The organism is Streptomyces sp. NRRL S-37, assembly GCF_000721605.1.
In the GTDB taxonomy this organism is placed as follows: Bacteria; Actinomycetota; Actinomycetes; order Streptomycetales; family Streptomycetaceae; genus Streptomyces.
Window position 1 is genome coordinate 29843 of the sequence record NZ_JOIZ01000031.1, and the last position, 21510, is coordinate 51352.

The window sequence follows — 21510 nt, forward strand, 5'->3', positions numbered from 1 at the left end:
GTTGAATAACTTGAGGGCATGAGGCACATCGAAGTGTGGGCGGACGTGGTCTGCGCCTGGGCGTACATCGGCAAGCGGCGGCTGGCACGGGCGCTCGAAGGACGGGACGGCGAGCCCGTCGAGGTGGTGTGGCGGCCGTTCCGGATCGACCCGATGGCACCGGCGCGGGCGCAGCCGCTGGAGGAGGTGCTGCGGGACCCCGTGGTCGACGCGGCGCTGCAGGGGTGCGCGCCCGGGATGAGCGCGGCCGAGAACCGGGTCAGGGTCTCGGAGATCGCGGCCGCCGAGGGACTGGGCCCGCGGTGGGGAGCGGCATGGCGGGCCTCGAGCCATGACGCGCACCGGCTGGTCGCCCTGGCGTACGAGCGGGGTGGGGCCGCCCTTCAGGACGCCGTGCTGGAGGGGGTCCTGAAGGCCCACTTCGTGGAGCGGCGGGACATCAGCCGGACGGAGACGCTCCAGGAGGTCGCCTCCGCCGCCGGGTTCCCGGAGGGCGCCCGGCTGCTGGACGGGGGCGGGGCCGAGGAGTACGTACGGGAGGCCCTGCTGCGGGGCAAGGCGATCGGGGTGACGACCTCACCGACCCTGGTGATCGGCGGGGAGGCGCTGGCCGGGGCGCACGCGCCCGAAGTGATCGCGCGGTTCGTGGCGCGGGCCGTGGCCGAGCCGCGACGCGAGCTGCCGGCCGAGGTCGAGCGGCTGCGGCTGGCCGAGGCGCTGCTCGACAAGGGCGATCCGCTGGGCTGTCTGACGCTGCTGGGCGCGCTGCTGGCGGAGCACCCCGAGGAGCGGAGCGTACGGATGCTCGCCGCACGTGCCCACTACCACTCGGCGCAGTTGTCGCGGGCGCGGAGTGGACTGGAGAGGCTGGTGGCGGAGAACCCGGACGACGCGTACGCCCGGTTGCTGCTGGGCCGGACCCTGGAGCGGCGGGGGGAGGGGGAGGAGGCGGCGGCGCACCTGCGGATCGCCGCCGCGATGAACCCCGAGTACGGGAAGGCCGGATGAGCGGCGCACGTCCCCGGCGTCGTGGGTGAGCGCGCGTGTTTCATGTCAGGGGGGACGGGCGGGCCGCGGGGTGTGCGCAGGTTCTGGTGCGGCCGGCTCCTCCCCGCCTGTGCGACATGTGTCGTTTAATAGGCATGTGTTGCATTGATGTCGCGTGCTGTGGAACCGTGGCCCCATGCCGAACCCCTCGAACACCCGGGGCGCCTCACGCGACCCCCGCGCCCGGCGGACCAGGGCGCTGCTGCGCTCCGCGGTCCTGGACCTCTCGATGGAGAAGGACCTGGACGGCATCACCATGGGCGACATCGCCGAGCGCGCGGAGGTGAACCGGGCCACGGTCTACCTGCACTACAAGGACCGTGAGGACCTGCTTCTCGACGCCACCGAGTCGACGATGGACGGTGTGGTCGAGGCGGCCCGCGCCTGCCGGCTGGTGTCGGACACGCATGCGCTGCCCGACACCACCCCGATGCACCTGGTCAGCCTCTTCACGCAGGTCGACAAGCACCGCGCCGTCTACCGCCGGATGCTCGGCGAGGACGGCAGCCCGCGTTTCGCCGCCCGCCTCGAACAGCTCCTGGCGCAGGCGTGGTTCGAACAGCTGCTGACCGGGACCTCGCCGGACGCGTCCGACGAGACGGCACTGCGGGTGCGTGCGTACTTCCTCGGCGGGGCCCTGCTGGCGGTCATCGGCCGGTGGGTCCGCGGCGAGTTCGACGGCGAGGGCGGGAACGGCATGAGCGTGACCGAGGTCGCCGATCTGACCTGGGCGCTGGTACGAGGCGGGGGATGACCTCGACATCCACCACCCGGAGCCGGACCCCACCTGGAACGTCGATGTCGACGACCACAGCGGGACGACTCGCCGACCGCCCCGCTCGGCGGCTCTCCCTCTGGAGCAGGCGGAGGCTCGCGGTGGCAGGGCGCGGTCGAACGGCGGAACGGCACGGGCGCCGGCTCACTCGTCGATCGACGTACCGAAGCGTGCGTCGGTTCCGAGAGCGCTGAGTGAGCCCCCGCCGTACGACCACGATCCGGTGCTCACCGTCCCGGCCGTGGAGGCGGCGAGCCACCAGACCACCCCGTCGCCGGTGTTCTCGCCGGGTGCCGCGGCCAGCAGTTCGGAGCGGCCGTCGGCGTCCGTGTCGGCGAGCCGGACCTGTCCGCCCCAGCGGTCCCCCTTCTCCGCCGTGCCGGGCACGCCCGCCGAGCTCTGGTCGAAGGACTTCGCGCCCACCGCGGTCAGCCCGGCGGCCGAGCCGCGCAGGATCCGCACCCCGCCCGCGTCCGCCACGGTGCCGACGTCCTCACCGGGCACGCCCACGGCCAGGTCGGCGTAACCGTCGCCGTCGATGTCGGCGAGGGAGACGTCGGCGCCGAAGCCGTCGCCCAGTTCGGCGGTGCCCGGTACGCCGGCGGTGTACTGGGCCCACACCTGCGCGGGAGTGCCGAGTTCGTCCACGTTCTCCATGCCGTCCGCGGAGCCCAGGTAGACGGCGACGGTTCCGCCCGTGAGGGGTTCGTACTCGTCCTCGGGCCGGTCGGGCCTGCCGTAGACCAGGTCGTCGTATCCGTCGTCGTTGATGTCGCCGGACGCCGTGGCGGAGCCGCCGGCCAGGTCGCGGGTGTAGGCCGGCCCGTCCGCCGCGCCCATGTACAGGAAGGAGCGCGGCCGGGGGTCCTCCTCCAGGCTGGCGCCGGACACGAGCAGGTCCGCGTATCCGTCGCCGTCGTAGTTCCCGGTGGTCAGGGAGACGGGCTGGATCGAGTAACGGCCGGGAACACCGGCGGTGTCGAACCGGCCCGCTCCTTCCAGAGAGCCGGCATTGTGGGTGAACAGGGAGGCGCCCGTGCGGTCGGCCACGGCGAGGACGTCGCCCGGTGTGGTTCCGGAGAGCCGGGCGGCGGCGACGGCCAGGCCGAACCGGGCGCCTGCCGCGGGTACTTCCGAGCCCAGGCCGACACTGCGGGCGGGGGTCAGTCCGGCCGGGGACCCGTAGAGGACCGTCACCCGGCCCGCGTCACTCACGGAACCCTCGTCCTCACCCGGCGCGGCGACGATCGCGTCGTCGTAGCCGTCGGCGTCGAGGTCCCCCGTGGCCACGGCGGTGCCGAAGCCGTCACCGGACTCGGCGGAGCCCGGGACCCCCGCGGTCGCCTGGCCGAAGACGGCGGTGCGGACCCGGGGGACGCTGGTGGCGGTGCCGATGCCGCTCGCGGCGCCGTACTGGACGGTGACGTAGCCCGCCCCCTTCCTGCCGCCGTCGGTGCCGCCCGGAGCGCCGGTCAGGACGTCGTCGTAACCGTCGCCGTCGAAGTCGCTGTTGCGGTCGTCGGCGTAGGTGCCTCCGGGTGTGCCCGCGAAGGCCGCGGGCGCGGCGGTGAGGGCCGCACCGCTCAGCAGCAGCAACGATGCGGCGGCGACGGCCGTGGAACGTCTGTGGGTCATGATCTGGCTCCTGTGTGCGGGGCGACGGTGGGTCGCGGTCACAGGTTGGATCCACGGGGCGGAGGGAAAGTTGTGGCCGTCGGCCGGTCTTCCGCTGACGCGGTGTGCCGTGACGTCACTTCCGCTCGCCGCACTGGTCGACGGCGGCGGAGAAGACGTCCACGAGGTCGGCGGGCATGGAGTAGCCCTTGACCTTTCCGAAGCCGGGACCCTGCGCCTGGATCGGCGGCCGCATCCCGGCCGGCCACCAGCCCTCGCGGATGCCGCGCTCCAGGACGCGCTTGAGGGCGCCGCTGTGGCCGCGGAGGCTGCCGCCGTCGGTGCGGAGTTCGTCGTCGCCGACGAAACCACCGCGGCCGGCGGCCAGTTGGACGATGTGGCCGGCCCGTGCGGGCAGGGTCCGGTAGTACCGTACGGCGCGTTCGACGGTCCACGTGGCGTCGACGTCGACGTGGGCGGCGTGCTCCTCGAGGAGTGCGAGGAGCCGGTCCCGGAAGTCGTCGGTGGGGTCGTCGACCGTGACGGTGATACGCAAGATCTCTCCCGTGGCAATAGACGTGATCTGACGAGGACGGTAGCAGTCCCCTCCGGTCCAGCCCTCGTCTTTCCTCGTCTATTGCCACGGGGGTGACGGCCGCCGCTCCGCCGGACGTCCGGGGAGGCTCATCCTTGTCACCCCACATAGCCCTCTATAATTTCCCTTATACGAGGCTGTTCTGAGGGAGGGGCACATGGCCGACTCCGGCGCCGTGGAAGTGGTCGACGCCGAACTGGTCGACGAGGACGAGACCCGGGCACTCCCCGCCCTCGCGGACACGCCGGCGCACCGCCCCCTCATCGGCCGGCACACGCTCCTCCGCCCGGACGCCCCGGTCCCGACGGCGGCCGGTCAACCGGCTTACACCGCAGCCGACTTCCGGATCTCGCGGGAGACGGCCGATCTGATCGACGGGGCGCCGCCCGCCAACACCTCCCGCACCTACGGCTCGGCCCTCGCGCAGTTCCGCACCTGGTGTGCCGAGAACGGCCGGGTGCCGATGCCGTGCACCACGGCGACGTTCGTGGAGTACGTCGGACACCTGGTGCGACGGGACCTGGCGCCCGCGTCCGTCCAGGTCCACATGTCGGCGATCCGCTCCGCCCACCCGGACGGGCAGCAGCCCGGGACGAAGGAGGCCCGGCGGCTCCTCCGCGGGCACGCCCGGGACCGGGCCCGGCGCCGCGCCCCCAGGAAGGCACCGCCGATCCGTACCGCGGCCCTGTCCGCCATGGTGGCCACCTGCACCGCGGCCGACGGGCGCGAGCGGCCGAAGGCCCTGCGGGACGCCGCGCTGCTCACCCTCGGATGGGGGATGCTGTCCCGCCGCAGCGAACTGGCCAACCTCCTGGTCGAGCACCTGATCGTGGAGGACGACGGCGTGACCGTACGCGTGGCGTTCTCCAAGACCGACCAGGCCGCCCACGGCGAGGACACGTTCGTACCGGCCGACCCGGAGGTCCCGTCCCTCTGCCCCGTCGTCCGTGTACGCGCCTGGCTGGAGGAGTTGCGCCGCCACGGCATCACGTCCGGCCCGCTGTTCCGGCACATCACCCGCGGCGGCACCATCCGCCCCCGCTCCGGGCCGCGCGGCGACTTCCTCAGCCCCGACGCGATCGGCAGCATCGTCAAGACCCGCGCCCGGCTCGCCGGTATCCAGGCCCCCGGCGGCCGTACGGTGACCGCGCACGGCCTGCGCCGGGGCCCGGCCCAGGAGATCGCCGAAGCGGGCGGGGACCCGACCGCCCAGGGCCGGTGGAAACCCGGCTCCCCCACGGTCCTCAAGCACTACATCGAACCCGCCCGGGGCAGGACGAACAACCCCCTGCACGCCGTTCGCGCCAAGTCCCGTGCTGAGACTGCCATCTGACCGGGCATCACTGTGCGACATCCCGAGAGTTCCCCTGAGCCCCGCTGATCCTCCGGGCCCGTGGCCAGGGGGTTCTCCGTCCTTCGTGTGCTCCGCCGGCTTGTGACGTAACTTCGGGATTTTTGAAGCGTTCTCATCTCGTCCGACCGATCCGTAATCGAACCGCCTGCGGGTGAGCGAAGCGTGTGGGCTGGACCTGGACGACATCAAGTGGGACCTGGGCCGCTTCGGCAAGCTCCACATCCGCCACGGCAAGGGCGCCCGTGGCTCCGGACCGCGCGAGCGGATGGTTCCCGGGTGTGAGTAGTTGCGGTACAGGAAGTAGCGCCGGGATCGATCATGGTCGACTCCCACAGGGGCCTCCCCTGGGGGAGCTTCGGGGAAAGACCGTTGATTGGATCCGGAGTGCGGCTACGGTCCGGCCGTGCCGGTGGAATTTCTGACTGACGAGCAAGCCGCTGCATACGGGGCCTTCGGGGAGACTCCCACGCGTCCCGAGCCGGAGCGGTTTTTCTTCCTCGATGACGACGATCGCGACCTGATCGCACTGCGACGGTCCGACGGGCATCCTCTCGGCGTGGCGGTGCAGATCCGGTGTGTCAACTGCACCAGTGCCTCCGATCATGGAGCGAGATGATCTCCGCCTGCAAGGAAGAGTGTGTTGCAAGACCTGCATCGCCGGCTGATCGAGGGCCGGGCCGATGTGCCGCGCGTCGGCTCGGTTGTCGAGCTGGGATCCATCAGGACCTGGCCAGGGGACGCGCGGCTTCAGCAGTGGGTGGAGTCACGCCGGAGAACGCGCCGTCGTGGATGCGCAGCGTCACCTGGTCGCGGTGAAGGACGTCGAGCACATCGAGGATGTGTCCGGTGCCTCGTACGAGGCGGAACATCTCGGAGACGTGCACGGTGTCGCCCGGCCGGGCGTAGGTGAGCAGTTCGAAGTCACGTACCTGGCCGTCGAGTTCTGCGGATCGCAGGCGGTCCCCCGCGCCGGATCGCCGCGCTCTGCTCCGGTCTCCCGTCTCCGGTCCTCACATGTCCGGTGCCTGGTCGGTTTCCCGGTAGGAGCGGGCGAGGTGTTGCTGCAGGCGGACGTGCCGGAACTGGTAGACGGCGCCGGCCTGGCGGAGCACCCCCCGGCGGTAGGCGTCGTCCAGGAAGGCGGCGGTGTCCCACGGCAGCTTGCGGGTCAGCGGGAGCCAGAACCGGGTCACGGTGAGCCACTGTCCCCAGGCCGTGAACGCCATCGCGTAGGCCGCCGATCCTCCCAGGCCGCCGACCGCCCCCAGAACCAGGGCCTCTTCCATCGGCCACATCATCTTCCACGGCAGGATCGGCTGGAGCAGACGGACGACGACAGCACCACACAGGGCGAGTCCGACGGTGACCACGGTGGCGAGCACCAGGGACTGCCGGATCGCGGTGCCGCGGTTCACGGACAGCAGCCGCATCGGTGTGGCCGCTGCGGCGATGTCCACGGGCACCTCGAAGGCCGCGACGAGTCCGAAGGCCAGCCCGGCCGTCAGGCCGAAGATCACGGCGAAGACCAGCATGTCCCGGATCGCGGCGTCGATCACGTCGGCGTACGGCAAGGTTCCGGCCAGCACTCGCGCCAGCGCGGTCGTCCAGGTGTGCCCGACACCCAGCATCGCGCCGCCCAGGAACCCCACCCCGAAGCGGGTGAGCATCTCCCGGACCGGCCGGTGGTCGACCCGGGGATCCACGGCAGCAAGCCTGAGGCGCACCTGGGTCGGTACCGCCACGGCTCGGCGCAGCGCGGCCAGGACACAGTGCGCGACGCCGAAGGTGAATGCGGAGTAGAGCCCGAACACCGCGACGGTGAACGCCGCTGACTCGTCCACGGAGGGGAGGTACCCGGCGAGGACGGCGATGAGCAGCACGAGCCAGTTCGCCACGAACATGCACAGTCCGCCGAGCAGTGCGGTGTACAGGATGCGCGTCGGTGTCCGCACGGATGCGCCCAGCCGCCACCAGGCGAGGTCGTGCCCCTCGTGTCCTGCGGTGGTCAGGCTGTGCGCGAGGTAGCCGAGCCAGCGTTCCGCCCGGTCGGGATCGCGGTTGGGCTGCCTGGGGGCGGGGACGCTCCGTTCGGGAGTGCGACGGCGGTAGACCGTGGGCACGAAGTTCGCCAGCAGGTGCTCCTCGATGTGACGCCCGGTGGGAAAGCGCGCGGTGTCGAGCAGTTCGGCAGGGTCGTTTCCCGGTACGTCGCTGTAGATCGTCCGCGCGAGGGTGACCATCAGCGGGGTTCCCAGGACCTGTCGGAGCTGGGCGCCCGCCGTTGTGCCGGGCGACCGCAGTGCTTCCAGGACGGCCCCCCACACGCCTGCGGCGCCGGGGCTGCCGAGGGAGGCACTGAGCCGGTCGGTCCGGGGGAGGTAGGCGTCCAGGTCCTCGACGCTCAAGTCGGCGAGTTCGATGCAGGCGGCCAGCACCAGCGGGGCGTTCGAGTCGGTGACCGCCTGGGCGTACTCGTCCCCGCGGCTGGTCAGGACCAGAGGATGGGAGGTTTCGTTGAGGGCTTCCAGCGCCGGACCGCGCAGGGATTCGGCGAGTTCGTCGAAACCGTCCAGGACGGGCAGGATCAGGTCGGAGTCGACGAGTTCGGCGGCCAGGGTGGCTCCCTGGGGCGTGGTCCGGGCCAGATGAGGGTGGTCCCGCAGGAGATGGTCGACCAGCAGGTCTCGCGGTGTGACGGTGAGGGGGTCCCAGGATCCGATGCCGAGAATGACCGGCACACGGAGCGGGGGCTGCGGGGCAGCGAGGAGGTCGAGGGCGAACTTGATGGCCAGGGCGGACTTCCCGGAGCCGGCGCGGCCGAGGACGACCAGCCGCTGCGACTCGATGGTCCGGTAGGTGTCGGCAAGAGTGCGCAGATCGCCGCTCAGGTCCAGATCCCGGACGGGCGCTTCCGGGGGGAGGCGCTGGACGTTCTCCGGACGGTCCATCAGGACGGCGGGTGCCGGCTCGTATCTCACGGGCAGGGGAAAGGGGTCGTGGAGGCGGCGGTGCTTCTCCTCGCGTTGCCAGCGGCGAGCGACCTCACGGGCCAGTGACTCGGCGGCGGCGCCGACCACGCCACCCGGCGACGGCGTCGCGGGGGCGGGGACCTGGAGGGGTTCGGCCCGTGCAGGTGCGGGCGCCTCCGCCGGTGGGGTCTGCTGGACGGCGGGTGCCGACTCGCCGGCGGATGGTGGCCGGCCGACGGGGACCGGCTGTGTCCTGTCCAGGAGTGCGGTGAGACGTTGCCACTCCTCCGGTTCGACATCGAGTGCCTCCACCAACAGGCGCAACGTGCTCAACCGGTGGTCGGTGAGCTTGCCTGTCTCCAGCCGGCGGATCGTGCTCACGCTCACCGTGGTCCGCTTCGCCAGCTGCTCCTGCGTGAGGCAGGCGCGTACGCGCAACTGACGTATGCGAGTGCCTAACTCATTGGTCACCCCGGACTCTCACCTTCCATGGACGCGGGTACGACGACCACAGCGTATCCAGGCGACCGGTCACGGGTGACCGGTCACAGCTGGCCTCTCCCTGACCTGCACATGCGCTGTTCTCCGGGCGCGGTGGGTCGCATCGTGGTCGTGCCGGCCCTCGCCGGTCACCTCACACAAGGGAGACACCGGATTGAACCCTCCATCAGCCCGTCGCCGTCGCGTCACCGGCGTTCTGCTCACGGCACTTTCGCCGGCCGCCTTCCTGGGATCGGGATCGGCCGCCTGGGCGGATGACACACCCGCCGTACCCGGCTTCACGGACGGCTTCGGCCTCACACAGGTCGCCGGCGCAACCGAAGTGCGCTCCCCCACCGACTTCACGATCACCGTCACCACACCGGAGGTGTCAGGCCCGCACAAGATCCGGGTGTTCCTGCCCAGCGGGTACGCCGACGATCCGGACCGGCACTGGCCGGTGACGTACTTCCTCCACGGGGGCGGCGGCAACGTGGACGACGCCGCCGCGGCCCCGGCCCTGCACTCCGACAAGATGATCACCGTCGTACCCGACGGCGGGCTCAAGAGCTGGTACGCCGACTGGTACATGCAGAACACCGCCATGGGCGCGGCCGACTGGGAGACCTTCCACCTCGACCAGGTCGTCCCCTTCATCGACGCCAACCTGCGTACCGTCCCCGACCGCGGACACCGGGCCGTCACCGGACTGTCCATGGGCGGATCGGGCGCACTGCACTACGCCCAGGCCAGACCCGACCTCTTCGGCCACACCGCCTCCCTCTCCGGCGGAATCGACTTCTCCATGGCCACGGTCCGGGCCACCGTGCTCGCCACCGAACTCAACCTGCCCGGCGCCTGGTGCGCACTCAGCACGTCGGGCAGCCAGGGCTGCCCGACGTACGGGCCGTACGTCGACAGCGACGCCATCTTCGGATCGCCGTACGCGGTCTTCGGTGCGGACCACCTCTGGAACGCCTACGACCCCGCGGCCCCCGCCAACCTGTCCAGGCTCAAGGACACCCAGGTCACCCTCTACACCGGGAACCAGGGCCTGATCGACGGCCAGACAGCGATGGCTGCCCGCACGGTCGAGAACCGTCTGGACCAGCTCGACATCCCCAGCCGTCTCGTCGACTACGGCAACGGCGCTTCGCTGTCCCCCAAGTGCGACGGCGGCCACAACTACGGGTGTTGGGCGGCGGTCTACGCGGACTACGTCCCACGGCTGGAAGCCGCCTTCGAAGCCGCGTCGAAGAACTGACGCACCACGCCCTGACCGACCGTGAACCCATCCGAGAACGGACACCGAATGATCACCCGAAGCGGTACGAAACTGGCCTCCGTCATCGGCGCCGTGTGCGCGACGGTACTGACGCTGTCCACCCCGGCGGCGCACGCCGCCACCACCGACACCGACCACTCCGCCACCCTCGCCGCCCTCAAGGCGTTCCAGGCGGCGGCAGGTCCCGGCGCCGCCGTCCACGCCGGCAACGCCGACGAGTCGTGGACCCTGTCGGCGGGCACGGGAACCGTCAACGCGAACCGGCCCATCAAGGCCGACGAGCACATCCGGATCGGCAGCCAGACCAAGACCTTCACCGCGGTGGTGGTGCTGCAGCTGGCCGAGGAAGGCCGTGTCTCCCTCGACTTGCCGATCGACGACTACCTGCCCGGTGTCGTCACCGGCAACGGCTACGACGGCACCCGCATCACCGTGCGCCACCTGCTCCAGCACACCGGCGGCCTCGGCGCCTACACGCCCTCCCCCGGGCTGAAGACGCCCCCGTCGAACCCGGACGGCACCTTCAGCCTGTCGACGATCGTGCGATACGCGCTGGACGCCTCGCCCCCCGTCTCCGCCCCCGGTGAAGGCTTCACCTACTCCAACACCGACTACTACATCCTCGGGATGCTCATCGAGAAGCTGACGGGACAGCCGGTGCACCAGGCGGTGACCGAACGCGTCATCGAACCGATCGGCCTGCCCCGCACCACGTTCCCCGCCCCCGGCGACCGCACCCTGCCGGCACCCGCCGTCAGCGGCTACCACGGCATCCGGGTGGGCCCCCTCTACGCCTGGATACCGGCGGTCTCGTACGACCCGTCGCTGTTCAGCAGCGCGGGGGCCATGATCTCCACGCTGGAGGATCTGACCGCCTTCTACCAGGCGCTGGCCAACGGCAAGGTGCTCTCCGCGAAGAGCCTCGCCGAGATGCGCACCGCACGGCAGGTGAACCCCGGCAGGGGCTACGGCCTGGGCCTCCAGACGTACGAGCCTTCCTGCGGCGGAACCGCGCGGGGCCATTCCGGCGGCGTCCCGGGCTACCAGACCTTCACCCTGACCATGGACGACGGCCGCTACGTCTCCATCGTCACCAACCTGCTGATGCAGGTCGGCCAACCGGACGCGCAGCTGGTGAAGCTGCTGGACACCGCGCTCTGCGAGGACGCACCGCAGCGCGACTGACGCCGGCGCGACACGCGGCGTCCTGTGCGGTGTTCCTCCTTCACCGCGCGCCGTGGCGCCACCTCCTGACGTGGCCGGTGTGAGCGTCGTCGTCCCGCGTCCCCAGGACTCGGCCGACGCAACAGGGGAGCACACACCGGCCACCCGCCCGACACACCCGGCCCACCAGGGCCGCCCAGAAACGTACGGAGCTGACATGGCACACCGTTACCGGTGCGGCGAATGCGGGTTCTCCACCCGGTGGAGCACCGAATCCGAGGCTGGTGACCTCGCGGCCGCCCACTACGCAGACCGCCACCCCGGTATCCCACTCGGCGGCATCGTGCAGATCAACCAGAAGAACCCCAAGGCCCTCGGCTGCCTGCCCATGATCGGGATCACGTTCCTTCTGCTCCTGATCGTCGTCTCATGCCAGCGGTAGGCCGCCACCTGCCGAACGCGTCGGCGACCGAACACTCCTGGGCGGTACGGGCGCCCAGTGACCACTCCTCGCTCACCGATTCGGTCCGCAACCACCCATTGGCCGCCGGCGTCTCCACGGGGCGGCATTCTGAAACGATCAGTGGGCCTTGAATGGTGCGGCCGACCTGGCGGCCCGCTCGATCTTCGCGCGGTGGGCCGCACGGGCTTCCTCGTCGATCGGCTGCTCGTGTTCGGGGCGCATCCCGGTCCGGCCGTCGAGGCCCTCGCGCAGGATGTCGGCGTGCCCGGCGTGCCGGACGGTCTCGCCGAGGACGTGGACCAGGACGGCGAACAGGTTCGTGTCGGTGTAAGGCTTCGGCCACCACGGCACGTGGCCGGGGGCATCGAGGGGAAGTGCGTCGATCGTCGCGTCCGAGTGCTCCCACGTACGCCGGTAGAACCCGACGATCTGATCGCGGGTCTCGTCCTCACTCGCCCACAGATCGCTGCCGTCGGAGTGGTCCTGCCACCGGGGCAGCGGTTCCGGGGAAGGGCGGTCGAAGACCTCGCCGAAGTACCTGGCCTCGACGTTGGCCACGTGTTTGACCAGGCCGAGGAGATTGGTCCCGGTGGCTGTCAGGGGCCGGCGCGCGTCATATTCGGACAAGCCGTCGAGTTTCCAGAGCAGCGCCTCGCGGTCCCGCCGCAGTCTGCCGTGCAGGTTGTCCTTCGCGAATTCGTCGATCATGCGGCACGAGCCTGCCACGGGCTGCTCATGGCCTCAAGATCCCGTACGTGGCCCGCGACGACCGGCAGAGCCGAGGCCCGGCGATGGCCGCCGTTGTCCACCGTCGGCCGTCGCCAGGGGTGAGAAGGCCGGTGAGTTCGGCCACGGCCCCCGGGAAGGGCTTGAAGCAACGCCGGAAGCTCTCCGGCTTCTCGTGCCGGGACTTCGCCGTCGGCACCGGCAAGGACGAACGGCCTCCGCATCCGGTCCTCGATGCCCTGGTGCTCCGGACGACGCGGTACACCGACGCCGCTGTCGCCCGGGCGGCGAGGGCTGCCCCCGGGACGCCCTCGCTCCGCGCGGGGTGGGGGCGGTTTTCCCGGTGGGTGGGCCGCCTGCCCGTGCTTGATTACTCGGCAGGTGCCTGCCGGCCGTGGTCCCTGACCGACTTCTCGATGGTGCGCGCGCACGCGGTGAACATCTCGACCTGGTCAGGGGTCAGATCGCGTACGGAGATCTGCTCCAGGGTGCGCCACATGTCGGCGATGGGCTCCCGCAGGGCGCGGCCGGCGTCGGTGAGGCTGACCACCATGACCCGCCGGTCGTGGGCGGCGGGCTCCCGGGTGAGCAGTCCGGCCTCCTGCATGCGGCGCAGTGACTTGGAGACGGTGGAGTGGTCGAGGCCGACGAGCTCCAGGAGTTCCGCCTGGGTCCGGCCGTCGCGGTCGAAGAGCTGCATCAGCAGCAGCTCCTGTCCCGGGTGCAGGTTCAGGGCGCGCAGCATGGCGGCGGCGTGGCCGCGGTGTGCGCGGGCGAGCTGGAAGACGGCGTAGCTCAGCCGCCCGTCGCGCGCCGCGCCCGGTGGCTCCGGTGAGGTGGTGTCGGACATCATCGCTTCCTGGTCGTACGGGTGGGGGTGTGATCGGTCAGTCGACGGTGAGGACGATCTTGCCGCGGTTGTGGCCGCCGTCGCTGGCCTGCTGCGCCTTGGCGGCTTCCGCCAGCGGGTAGGTGGCGCTGATCGTGGTCACCAGTGTGCCGTCGGCGGCCTGCCGGGCCAGTTCGGCCAGCCGGGCGGCGGAGCGGCGCTGCGGGCCCTCGGCGAAGACGACGCCGAGTTCACGGGCGCGGAAGTCGGCGGTGGTGACGATCCGGTCGGTGCCGCCGCGCAGGGTGATGGAGTCCTCCAGTGCGCCCTTGCCTGCGGCGTCGAAGACGGCGTCCACTCCGTCGGGGGCGAGCGCGCGGACCCGCTGGACCAGGTTGTCGCCGTAGACCAGCGCGGTCGCGCCGAGCGAGGTGACGTACTCCTGGTTGGCCGGTCCGGCGGTGCCGATGACGCGGGCGCCGCGTGCGACGGCGAGCTGGACGGCGATGGTGCCGAGCGCGCCGGACGCTCCGTGGATCAGCAGCGTCTCACCCGGGGTGACGCCGAGCAGGTCCAGCACGCGTTCGGCACCGTCACTCGCCACGGGCAGGGCGGCGGCGTGTGTCCAGTCCAGGCCGGCCGGCTTGGGGGCGAGGACGGCCGCGGACGCCAGGGCGTACTGGGCGTAGGAGCCGGTGTCGGACCAGCCCAGGACCTCGTCCCCCACCTTCAGGTGGTCGACGTCCTCGCCGACGGCGTCGACCACACCGGCGATCTCCCCGCCGGGCACGGCGGGCAGCGTGGTGGGGAAGATGGCCTCCATGACGCCGGAGCGGATCTTGCCGTCCACCGGGTTGACGCCGACCGCCCGTATCCGCACGCGGACCTGGCCGGGGCCGGGCTGGGGGAGGTCGATCTCCGCCTCGTGCAGGACCTCGGTGCCGCCGAACGTGTCGAAAACAATGGCCTTCATGACGCTGGGTCTCCTCGCGTGGATGCCGCGCCGACCACTTTCTGTGGCCAGCCACATAAAAGTAGCACCGATTATGTGGCTAGCCAAGTAATTGCTTCGAGCGGGGTCCGGGAGGCGACCCGCCCGCCGACGCGGCCGGGGCCGCACCCGGCGTACCCGCCGTGCACCACAGGCTCCTTGCCTGCTGCCGGCCGCTCCACGGCGACTAAGGCACCCCGGCGGTCCCGGCCCGGCGTGAGGCCCGACGCGAGGACGAGAACCGGGTCGGCGCGCTCGCGCCGACGAAGCCCGCGAGGCACCAGGGGGCCAGGTGTGCCGGGTCGGGGCGCGGAAGGTGCGCGTCGCGCCCGAGCGGCACGCTGATGTCCGCTTCGTCGGCCGGCCGGGCCATGTCCCCGGAGCCTCCCGGGGCATGCGCACCAGGACGTCCCCCCTCGGTGAGGACCGGTGAAGACTTCAAGGGCACGCCGTCGAGGAAGGTGCCGGACGCGGGCACGCCGTCGGTGATGTCGGCACCGTGGAGGACCGGCCTTCCGGCGCTCCCGGCCGTCCATCGTGCGCCCTCGTCACTTCTCCCGGGTGGCGGTCACGGCCCGCGGGAGCTCCGGGGAGCCGCCGCGCGCGAGGCCGGCGTCCGGCAGGCCGGCCGACGCTGTCGGCTCGTGCGGGGGCCAGGGTCAGGGGGAGCGGCGGTGCGGCCGGGGCCGAGGGGTGCGGCCGCCGCGGGGTGTGCAGCTCCTCGGCGGAACGGCGGCGGAGGTCCGGCCGCGGGAGCGCGGCCAGGCCCGCACGGTTTCCAGGCCGTGGAGCGGGCCGGCCCCGGTGCCGTCGGCGGGCGCCGGGAGGTCGCCGTGCCGTGGCGCCGGTTGGCGACGGTGGCGCGTGTGACTCCCGCGACGCGGGAGATATCCGCGGCTGTCACCCGGGCTGACGGCTGGGGCATGAGCTGTTCTCACCTCTCGCCGGGAACAGGGGGCACGGCACAGCACCCGCCACACCTGTTAGCAAGTTTGACGCTGCTTTCACTTGCGTGCTTACCTATAGATGCTTCCGGTCGGCCCGTGGCCGACGGGAACTGCCGCGGCCTGCCCCGGACCGGCCGCCAGAGGAAGCCTCACGAGTGGAGGGACCTGCTTGACCGAGATGGATGATCCCGAACTGACCGTCTACCACCGCCACTTGGCGCAGTTGCCGGAGCGCGACAGTGAGGAGAGCTTCCGGGCCCTGCTGGTCCAGGCCCGCCACATCACCGGCGCCTCCTACGAGACCACCCTCTACGACCACCAGCAGACGTTCCGCCTCCTGTGGCACCACCTGGAACGCGGCGGCCACCTCAGCCGCGCCCACCGCGACGCCCGCGCCCGCCTCGCCTCCGGCCGCACCGCCCCCGGGGAACGCGCCGCCCTGGAGCTGTTCCTCACCGTCTACGCCCAGGTCCACCCGCCGAACACCGCCGGCGCCTGACCCGTACGACCACGCCCGGCGGACATCCCCCGGGCCCGCGGCCCCCCGCCCACGCCGATCACCGCCCACGCGCAACCGAAAGGCCACCGTGACGATCACCGAGCACGCGGCGCTGGTCCGCCGCTTCGCCGAGGACTTCACCGCCCTGCAGGAGGCCGTCCTCGCACGGATGAACGGGATCTGCCCCGAGGAGACTGTTGCGGCCCTGGAGCACGCCTCGCTCGCCGGTCCCATCGCCCTCGCCCTCGCCCTCGCCCACGCCGACGTCCTCGCCCGCGGGGACGTCCGGCGCGCGGAGCTCTCGGGCCGGCCCGCCGAGCGGCTGCGGCGGCTGCGCGAGCACGCGCGCAAGGTGCGCCGGGCCCGGTCGCGGGCGGACGCCGTGTGCAAGGAGCAGCGTGCCCGCCGCACGGCCGGCCTCTCCCGGCCGGTGGAGACGCTGGAGCTGCGCGTGGTGCGCGCCGCGTACCCGCAGGCCTACGCCACGGCGCTGCGGGAGGAACTCCGCGACAGGGGAGTGCCGGAGGGCACGCCGCGGGTGCCGGAGAGCGACCTCGCCCAGTGGGCGTGGGACCGGCAGTCGGCGGGCGGCGAACCGCCGGCACCGGTGCGCGCACTGCTGGACCACTCCGACGACGCCTTCGTCCAGGCCCTCCTGCGCGACGCGCGGGAGGAGGAGAATCCCCACCTGCCGCACGACGTGGTGGTCGGACGGTGGAACCGGCACGCCCGTTCCGCGCTGGCCTGGGGCCGCTACGCCATCGCCCGGGCCGAACGGGACGCCCTCGCCCGCCCCCTCACCGCACGGCACGCACAGCTCGACGCCCTGGACGACGCCTACCAGGACACCGCGGTCCTGGCCGCCCGCGCCCGCGAGGCCAGGCTCCGGGCCGCGGACCTCCACGACCGGATGCGGGCCTGCGCGGCCGCGGGGCCCGTCGCGGAGCTCGTCGCGCGGTGCCGTGCCGCGGCTCTCGTACGCTTCGCCGCCACCGAGCCCGAGGCGTGGCACGGGGTGCGCGAGCTGACCGCCGGGCACCGGGCCGGCTGCGCCGAGCGGGCCGGCGGCTGCCCGCACTGCCACCACGCCCTCGCCGCCGCCCTCACCGGCACGGGCGAGGACGGCGACGGCGAAGACCCGGCGGTGACGGACCCGGCCGACAGGGACCGTTACGCCTTGCTCGACGACCTCCCCGACACCGCCGTCGTGGCCGTCGCCGACGCCGCGGTCGGTGACGAGTCCGCGCTGTGCGGCCATGGCTGGGCCGCCGAGGACGGGACGGCCGGACACGGCGACTCGATGGCCTCGAGCAGCGGCGAAGCCGAGGTCATCGGCATCTGCGCGGCCGCCCTCAGCCTCCTCGAACGCCACGGGGAAGCGCCCGTGGTCGTCCTGTGCGACAGCGTCCAGGCGGTGAAGGTGACGAACGCGGCCCTGGAGCGCGCGGACCCGGCGGCGGCCCACCGCACCCTTCTCTTCCCGGAGGGCAGGGACCTCATGGACCGTCTGCTGCGCCACCGCGACCGCGTCCGGGTCCGCTGGCTCAAGGGGCACGTCGGACACGACCTCAACGAGACCGCCGACGCCCTCGCCGGCCTCTCCCTCCGCCGCGCCACCGGCCGCGTCTCCCCCCTCGCGGCCCGCAAGGAGGAGACCCGGATCCTGCGCTCACTCGGCCCCGGGAACCGCCCGTCCTCGGCCGCCGCCTGATGCTCCGGGAACATGGACGGAGCATCTCTGAGGACGGGTGACACGGAGCACGGTGGCGTCGGCGGAAGTGGTCGGGCCGCCTCCGTCCGGCGGCGCGGCTCTTCGGAGTCAGGCCTTTGTGTTCCCGGTCACCGTGGGGATCGCGGCGGGGCAAGAGCTCATGCCCCCGACTGCACCACTCTTGACGATGATGCCGGGTTTCGTCTCGTTGGACATGCTGCTGTAGGTGTTGTTCGTGACCGCGTTCCGGGCGCCGCAGACGAAGCTCCCGTCCGAGGCCTGCACCCAGTACGAGACCATGGCGTTCGTTCCTGACTGGCGGAACTGGTTGTGGTCGATGCGGTTGTCACTGCTGCTGCGCCGCAGGCGCACCGGATCACCGGTGATGCCCTGGAAGGTGCTGTTCTTCACGGTGTTGTGGTGGCTTCGTTCGGCCATGTAGACGCCGTGCATGCAGCCGGGGCATTCGTTGGCGACGTTCTTCAGGTAGAGGAAGGAGACGTTGTCCACGACGTTGTACGACGAGCCTGCGTTCATGTGGATCCCGGCGTACCCGTCTCCGGCGCCGGCGTAGGCGTTGCCGATGAAACTGAACTGAGTTCCGGTGAAGGTGTTCCGGTCGTTCTTCAACAGCACGCCGCCGGTCCGGTAGTACTGGATGATCAACCGCTTCATATGGATGCGCGGCCCGTCGGCTGCGACCTTGAGGAAGTAGCCGAGGTGCCTTGCCCCGTTGGTGCCCTTGATCACCGGCGCGGTGCTGCCGCCCACCCGCGTGAAGGTGATCGACTTCTGCTTGTACGCCTTGCCCAGCGAGAAGCTCGACCGGGGGCGGTAGGTGCCCCCGAAGATCCGCACCGAGGTCAGGTTCGCGTTGTTCCTGACGCGCTTCAACGCCTCCTCGATGGTGCGTACCGGCCGGCTCTTCGTGCCGGAGGCCGAATCGCTTCCCGTGGTGCTCACGTAGACGCTGGTGGGCGCCGCGTCGGCGGGAGTGGCGACGATGAGGCTTGCCGTGCTGACGGCGGCCATGAGGCCGGCGACCGCGAACTTCCGCATGCTGTCTGCTCCTTCGCGTGGATCAGTATCGGACTACGGGGCATGGCCGCCCGAGACGGGCGGGCCGATCCTGCGGGCGGCGGACTGCCCGGCAAGGAGAACGGCAGATTCCCCACCCGTTCCACAGGCTGAAGGACGGAATGCGGACACGTCGGATGTACTCCTCTGCCCCGTTCCGGGTGTTCGGCATTCCAGATGCTCTCGATGCGGCCTGCTCACCCGACGCGGCCTCAGGTCCAGCCTCCTGCATGGAAAGAGGTGTTCATCGACGCAGAGGGCCGCGCCGTGGCGGCTGCCTGGCCGGGCAGGCACCACACAGACTGCTGGCCATCGGCAGGTGAGGCAACGAGAGCCGGCTGTCCCGGACAGCCGCCGACCGTCCGGGCTGGTCCGGGCCCTGTCCGGATTGCGTCCCGGACAGGGGTGCCGCCACCGCTTCATCATGCCGGTGCCGCTATCGGGCCGCCGGGAGCGTCCGCTTCTCGGGCCGGGGGAAGGGCCGTAAGCAGGTGCGGGTGAAGGCGCGGCGGTCCGGGAAGCCGGTGTGCGCGTAAGCGATCGGCGGGAGTCGGGCACATGGGCCGCCGGTGGCGGGGACCCCGCCGGCCCGCCTCGCCCGGCCGCGCGGGACCGGGGCGTACGGGTGGTGGGCCGTGCGGCCCCCTCTTCCTTCTTCAGCACAGGGGGCCGCACGTGGTGCGGCGTCGAGTGGCGCCTTGCGAACATCCATGATGAGGGATCGCGTGCAATTGCAGAGCAGAAGTGCTGTTTTTCTCCTCAAAGGGATGAACCCCCGCGTCATGAGGCCCGCGAGGCGGGTGGCGGGGCGTAGCGGGAGGTGGCGGATCATCTTATTGTTCCGTAATCCCATGATCACATAGCGTCGGACGGCTGTGTGCGGCCATCCTGGCGGTCCCCTCCTGATGGCGCTTCAGCACCGCCCGACGGAGGGCTCGTTGGTGCCGTTCGCTCACAGAAACAGAGTGCGATGTCGAGTAAGAAGGTGGTGGCCGCTGTCGTCCTGGCGGCGGCCCTCACATGGAGCACGGTGATGACCGTGCTCGGGCACGCGGCCGCCGCGGCGGTCCTGCTGCCCTCCCTGGGCCTGCTCACGCAGCAGGTCGTCCAGGCGCTCACGCCGTCCTCCGCCGGCGTCCCGGCCGGGCGGCGGCAAGGCGGTCAGGAGGTACCGCGGTGATGCCGTCGTCCGATGCCGCCCAGCCCCCGCCCCACAGCGTCAGACGGGGCCGCCCGCCGGCCCCCATCTCCCCGGAAGTGGGCCCGCTGCACCGCGCCTGGCTCGAACCCGTCCGCAATGTGCACCGCACCAGCGGCCTGACCCTGGACGACCTCGTCGACCGGTCCGGCTACTCCAAGACCCGGATCAGCGAACTCCTGCGCGGAAACGGCTACTACCCCGCCTGGGAGATCACCTTCAGCGTGATCCGCGCCCTGGACATCCCCACGGAACCCATGCGCCGGCTGTGGACCGCCGCCGCCCGCGAAGCCCGCAAGGGCCCCGAGTGGATCCGCCAGTGCATCGAACAGGTCGCCCACGAGGCCGAAGGACCCCCGCTGCCCTACCAGGCGTTCACCGAGACCATGCGCCACCCCTATCTGGAATACGCCCGCGCCTTCCTCCTGACCGACCGGCGGGCCCAGGGCGTCGTCGCGGAGGCCAACGACATCCTGTGGCTCTCCTGGAACGAGGCCACCGCCAGCGCCAACCTCAACCGCTACGCCTGGCTCCTGCTGCGCTCCCGGGTCATGCTCCGCGCCCCCCGCCACGAAGGCCACCCCGACCTGCGCGCCGCCGTCTTCTCCACCCGCGAGATCCGCACCCGCCAGGACCCCGGACACATGATCGCCCTGTCCGAACTGGTCGACCTCTTCGACGCCATCAGCCGCCTGCCCGACGACCAGATGGACGTCGCCGTCCTGCACTACCTGTGCGGCATACCCGACCAGCGCATCCCCCACGTCCTCGGCCTGAGCCCCGCCATCGCCCACGCCGTCGACCACCACGCCCGCGCCACCGTCGAGGCCCTCCTCGGCGCCCCCGACACCCGGGAGTGACCCCGCCCGCCATGTCTGCCATCGACCAGCTCCTCGCCCGAGCCCGCCTGCACCACCACCCCGACGTCCCCGACGACACCGTCCCCCACGACGACGGCACCCGCCCCGCCGCCCCCCCGCCGGCCGCGGTTCCGTCCGCCGGCCCCGACCGCCCCGACCCGGCCGCGGCCCGGCAGCTCCACACACTGTGCGAAACCGCCGTCACCGCCCTCACCCCCGACGTCCTGGCCTTCCTCACCGACCAGGTCCCCGACCACCACAGCGCCTGGCTCCTGGGCTGCGCCCTCCACCTCGCGGGCATCGAGGACGGCGCCCGCTTCTGGTGGCAGTACGCCGCCGGCGACGGCCACCCCCCGGCCTGCTACACCCTCTCCCTGCACCACCGCGTCCGCGGCGAACAGCACGCCGCCGCCTTCTACGCCCAGCAGACCGGCCTCGACCTCACCCCCGGGACCGGGGCGTCGGAACCCCTCCCCGTCGCCGGCGCATGCCCGCCCACGGACATCCGCTTCGACGCCGGACTCCCCACCGTGCTCCGCGTCCTCAGCGAACTCGCGGCCCCGGGCCGCCGCCGGCGGCCCCACCGCATCGACGCCCTGACCAACTACGTCGCCGACGCCGTCACCCCCCACTACGACCGCCACCCGACCATCGAACTGCCCGTCCCCGAACCCCGGTTCGCCGACAGGGTCGGCTTCCTCCTCACCGCCGCCCCACCGTGGAAGACCCGCACCCGCACCCCCCGCGCCACCGCGCCCGCCCTGCCCGTCCGCACGGACCACGACCGGAACGAGGACCCCCGGGCCCGGCCGTCCCGCGCACACCGGGGAGCCGCCACGCCCTGACCCGGACACCGGCCGCGGACGACCGCGGGCTCCAGGCACGTACGCACGCCGATCCTCTACCGACAGTAGAGGATCGCGGTA

The 21510-nt window shown here is 71.9% G+C and carries 20 protein-coding genes and 1 pseudogene; 13 read left to right on the forward strand and 8 right to left on the reverse strand.

The genetic code is table 11. The features are described 5' to 3' along the window. Positions 1-18: 18 nt before the first annotated feature. Both IH50_RS0133365 and IH50_RS0133370 read left to right on the forward strand, forming a co-directional pair. Positions 19-1008, forward strand: a complete 990-nt coding sequence (locus IH50_RS0133365) for a DsbA family oxidoreductase (protein WP_030871005.1) — start codon at positions 19-21, stop codon at positions 1006-1008. A 175-nt stretch (positions 1009-1183) separates the two neighbouring features. Further along, the gene (locus tag IH50_RS0133370) at positions 1184-1801 is read left to right on the forward strand and encodes a TetR/AcrR family transcriptional regulator (RefSeq protein WP_030871008.1); all 618 of its coding nucleotides are present in this window, start codon (positions 1184-1186) and stop codon (positions 1799-1801) included. 165 nt (positions 1802-1966) lie between these two features. Here IH50_RS0133370 and IH50_RS0133375 read toward each other — a convergent pair whose 3' ends face one another. Beyond that, the gene (locus IH50_RS0133375) at positions 1967-3457 is read right to left on the reverse strand and encodes an FG-GAP repeat protein (RefSeq protein WP_030871011.1); all 1491 of its coding nucleotides are present in this window, start codon (positions 3455-3457) and stop codon (positions 1967-1969) included. Between the two features lie 115 nt (positions 3458-3572). Beyond that, on the reverse strand, positions 3573-3992 hold the full coding sequence (locus IH50_RS0133380; protein WP_030871013.1) for a hypothetical protein: 420 nt from the start codon (positions 3990-3992) through the stop codon (positions 3573-3575). Between the two features lie 196 nt (positions 3993-4188). Between IH50_RS0133380 and IH50_RS0133385 the strand changes: the two genes are divergently transcribed. The 3 genes and pseudogenes from IH50_RS0133385 to IH50_RS40370 all read left to right on the forward strand — a co-directional run. Then, positions 4189-5364: a site-specific integrase gene (locus tag IH50_RS0133385; RefSeq protein ID WP_037873353.1), complete on the forward strand. Its 1176-nt coding sequence runs from the start codon at positions 4189-4191 to the stop codon at positions 5362-5364. Between the two features lie 172 nt (positions 5365-5536). Continuing rightward, positions 5537-5671, forward strand: coding sequence for a hypothetical protein (locus IH50_RS43215; RefSeq protein WP_267883284.1), 135 nt, complete (start codon positions 5537-5539; stop codon positions 5669-5671). Positions 5672-5788: 117 nt separating this feature from the next. Continuing rightward, positions 5789-5956: pseudogene (locus IH50_RS40370) on the forward strand (DUF4158 domain-containing protein); the annotation flags it as partial. A gap of 148 nt (positions 5957-6104) precedes the next feature. Here the strand turns inward: IH50_RS40370 and IH50_RS41805 are convergent. After that, positions 6105-6341: a recombinase family protein gene (locus IH50_RS41805; protein WP_324617160.1), complete on the reverse strand. Its 237-nt coding sequence runs from the start codon at positions 6339-6341 to the stop codon at positions 6105-6107. A 54-nt stretch (positions 6342-6395) separates the two neighbouring features. After that, positions 6396-8825 carry a helix-turn-helix domain-containing protein gene (locus IH50_RS0133400; protein WP_030871020.1) on the reverse strand — a complete coding sequence of 810 codons (2430 nt, stop codon included), beginning with the start codon at positions 8823-8825 and terminating at the stop codon, positions 6396-6398. A 184-nt stretch (positions 8826-9009) separates the two neighbouring features. Between IH50_RS0133400 and IH50_RS0133405 the strand changes: the two genes are divergently transcribed. The 3 genes from IH50_RS0133405 to IH50_RS0133415 all read left to right on the forward strand — a co-directional run bounded on the left by IH50_RS0133405 (position 9010) and on the right by IH50_RS0133415 (position 11725). Further along, a complete protein-coding gene (locus IH50_RS0133405; RefSeq protein WP_078914184.1) occupies positions 9010-10098 on the forward strand; it encodes an alpha/beta hydrolase in 1089 nt (362 codons plus the stop codon). Between the two features lie 48 nt (positions 10099-10146). After that, positions 10147-11304 (forward strand): serine hydrolase domain-containing protein, encoded by a 1158-nt coding sequence (locus IH50_RS0133410; protein ID WP_030871025.1) that lies wholly within the window; start codon positions 10147-10149, stop codon positions 11302-11304. A 196-nt stretch (positions 11305-11500) separates the two neighbouring features. Continuing rightward, the gene (locus IH50_RS0133415) at positions 11501-11725 is read left to right on the forward strand and encodes a hypothetical protein (protein ID WP_030871027.1); all 225 of its coding nucleotides are present in this window, start codon (positions 11501-11503) and stop codon (positions 11723-11725) included. Between the two features lie 138 nt (positions 11726-11863). Here the strand turns inward: IH50_RS0133415 and IH50_RS0133420 are convergent, their stop codons facing one another. The 3 genes from IH50_RS0133420 to IH50_RS0133430 form a co-directional block, all read right to left on the reverse strand. Further along, positions 11864-12454, reverse strand: a complete 591-nt coding sequence (locus tag IH50_RS0133420) for a DinB family protein (protein ID WP_030871030.1) — start codon at positions 12452-12454, stop codon at positions 11864-11866. 388 nt (positions 12455-12842) lie between these two features. Next, entirely contained in the window at positions 12843-13322 is a 480-nt protein-coding gene (locus IH50_RS0133425) for a MarR family winged helix-turn-helix transcriptional regulator (RefSeq protein WP_030871033.1), read from the reverse strand. A 37-nt stretch (positions 13323-13359) separates the two neighbouring features. Beyond that, entirely contained in the window at positions 13360-14274 is a 915-nt protein-coding gene (locus IH50_RS0133430; RefSeq protein ID WP_030871035.1) for an NADP-dependent oxidoreductase, read from the reverse strand. Between the two features lie 1134 nt (positions 14275-15408). Here IH50_RS0133430 and IH50_RS41305 point away from each other — a divergent pair. Continuing rightward, positions 15409-15738, forward strand: coding sequence for a hypothetical protein (locus IH50_RS41305; RefSeq protein WP_158801366.1), 330 nt, complete (start codon positions 15409-15411; stop codon positions 15736-15738). Between the two features lie 88 nt (positions 15739-15826). Then, positions 15827-17449 (forward strand): RNase H family protein, encoded by a 1623-nt coding sequence (locus IH50_RS38955; protein ID WP_030871044.1) that lies wholly within the window; start codon positions 15827-15829, stop codon positions 17447-17449. A gap of 108 nt (positions 17450-17557) precedes the next feature. Here the strand turns inward: IH50_RS38955 and IH50_RS0133450 are convergent, their stop codons facing one another. Beyond that, positions 17558-18481 carry a right-handed parallel beta-helix repeat-containing protein gene (locus tag IH50_RS0133450; RefSeq protein WP_158801368.1) on the reverse strand — a complete coding sequence of 308 codons (924 nt, stop codon included), beginning with the start codon at positions 18479-18481 and terminating at the stop codon, positions 17558-17560. Positions 18482-19496: 1015 nt separating this feature from the next. Between IH50_RS0133450 and IH50_RS0133455 the strand changes: the two genes are divergently transcribed. The 3 genes from IH50_RS0133455 to IH50_RS0133465 are packed head-to-tail and all read left to right on the forward strand — an operon-like array spanning position 19497 to position 21429. Then, positions 19497-19706, forward strand: coding sequence for a hypothetical protein (locus IH50_RS0133455; RefSeq protein ID WP_030871051.1), 210 nt, complete (start codon positions 19497-19499; stop codon positions 19704-19706). Beyond that, positions 19706-20584: an RNA polymerase sigma factor gene (locus IH50_RS0133460; RefSeq protein WP_037873355.1), complete on the forward strand. Its 879-nt coding sequence runs from the start codon at positions 19706-19708 to the stop codon at positions 20582-20584. Before IH50_RS0133455 ends, IH50_RS0133460 begins: the two co-directional genes overlap by 1 nt. An 11-nt stretch (positions 20585-20595) precedes the next feature. Then, the gene (locus IH50_RS0133465) at positions 20596-21429 is read left to right on the forward strand and encodes a hypothetical protein (RefSeq protein ID WP_158801370.1); all 834 of its coding nucleotides are present in this window, start codon (positions 20596-20598) and stop codon (positions 21427-21429) included. Positions 21430-21510 lie beyond the last annotated feature (81 nt).

Coding starts and splice junctions, on each gene's coding strand:
- IH50_RS0133365 (WP_030871005.1), top strand. CDS start 19: ATGAGGCACATCGAAGTGTGGGCGGACGTGGTCTGCGCCTGGGCGTAC.
- IH50_RS0133370 (WP_030871008.1), top strand. CDS start 1,184: ATGCCGAACCCCTCGAACACCCGGGGCGCCTCACGCGACCCCCGCGCC.
- IH50_RS0133460 (WP_037873355.1), top strand. CDS start 19,706: ATGCCGTCGTCCGATGCCGCCCAGCCCCCGCCCCACAGCGTCAGACGG.
- IH50_RS0133455 (WP_030871051.1), top strand. CDS start 19,497: ATGTCGAGTAAGAAGGTGGTGGCCGCTGTCGTCCTGGCGGCGGCCCTC.
- IH50_RS0133425 (WP_030871033.1), bottom strand. CDS start 13,322: ATGTCCGACACCACCTCACCGGAGCCACCGGGCGCGGCGCGCGACGGG.
- IH50_RS0133385 (WP_037873353.1), top strand. CDS start 4,189: ATGGCCGACTCCGGCGCCGTGGAAGTGGTCGACGCCGAACTGGTCGAC.
- IH50_RS0133410 (WP_030871025.1), top strand. CDS start 10,147: ATGATCACCCGAAGCGGTACGAAACTGGCCTCCGTCATCGGCGCCGTG.
- IH50_RS0133465 (WP_158801370.1), top strand. CDS start 20,596: ATGTCTGCCATCGACCAGCTCCTCGCCCGAGCCCGCCTGCACCACCAC.
- IH50_RS0133415 (WP_030871027.1), top strand. CDS start 11,501: ATGGCACACCGTTACCGGTGCGGCGAATGCGGGTTCTCCACCCGGTGG.
- IH50_RS0133430 (WP_030871035.1), bottom strand. CDS start 14,274: ATGAAGGCCATTGTTTTCGACACGTTCGGCGGCACCGAGGTCCTGCAC.
- IH50_RS0133420 (WP_030871030.1), bottom strand. CDS start 12,454: ATGATCGACGAATTCGCGAAGGACAACCTGCACGGCAGACTGCGGCGG.
- IH50_RS0133450 (WP_158801368.1), bottom strand. CDS start 18,481: ATGGCCGCCGTCAGCACGGCAAGCCTCATCGTCGCCACTCCCGCCGAC.
- IH50_RS0133375 (WP_030871011.1), bottom strand. CDS start 3,457: ATGACCCACAGACGTTCCACGGCCGTCGCCGCCGCATCGTTGCTGCTG.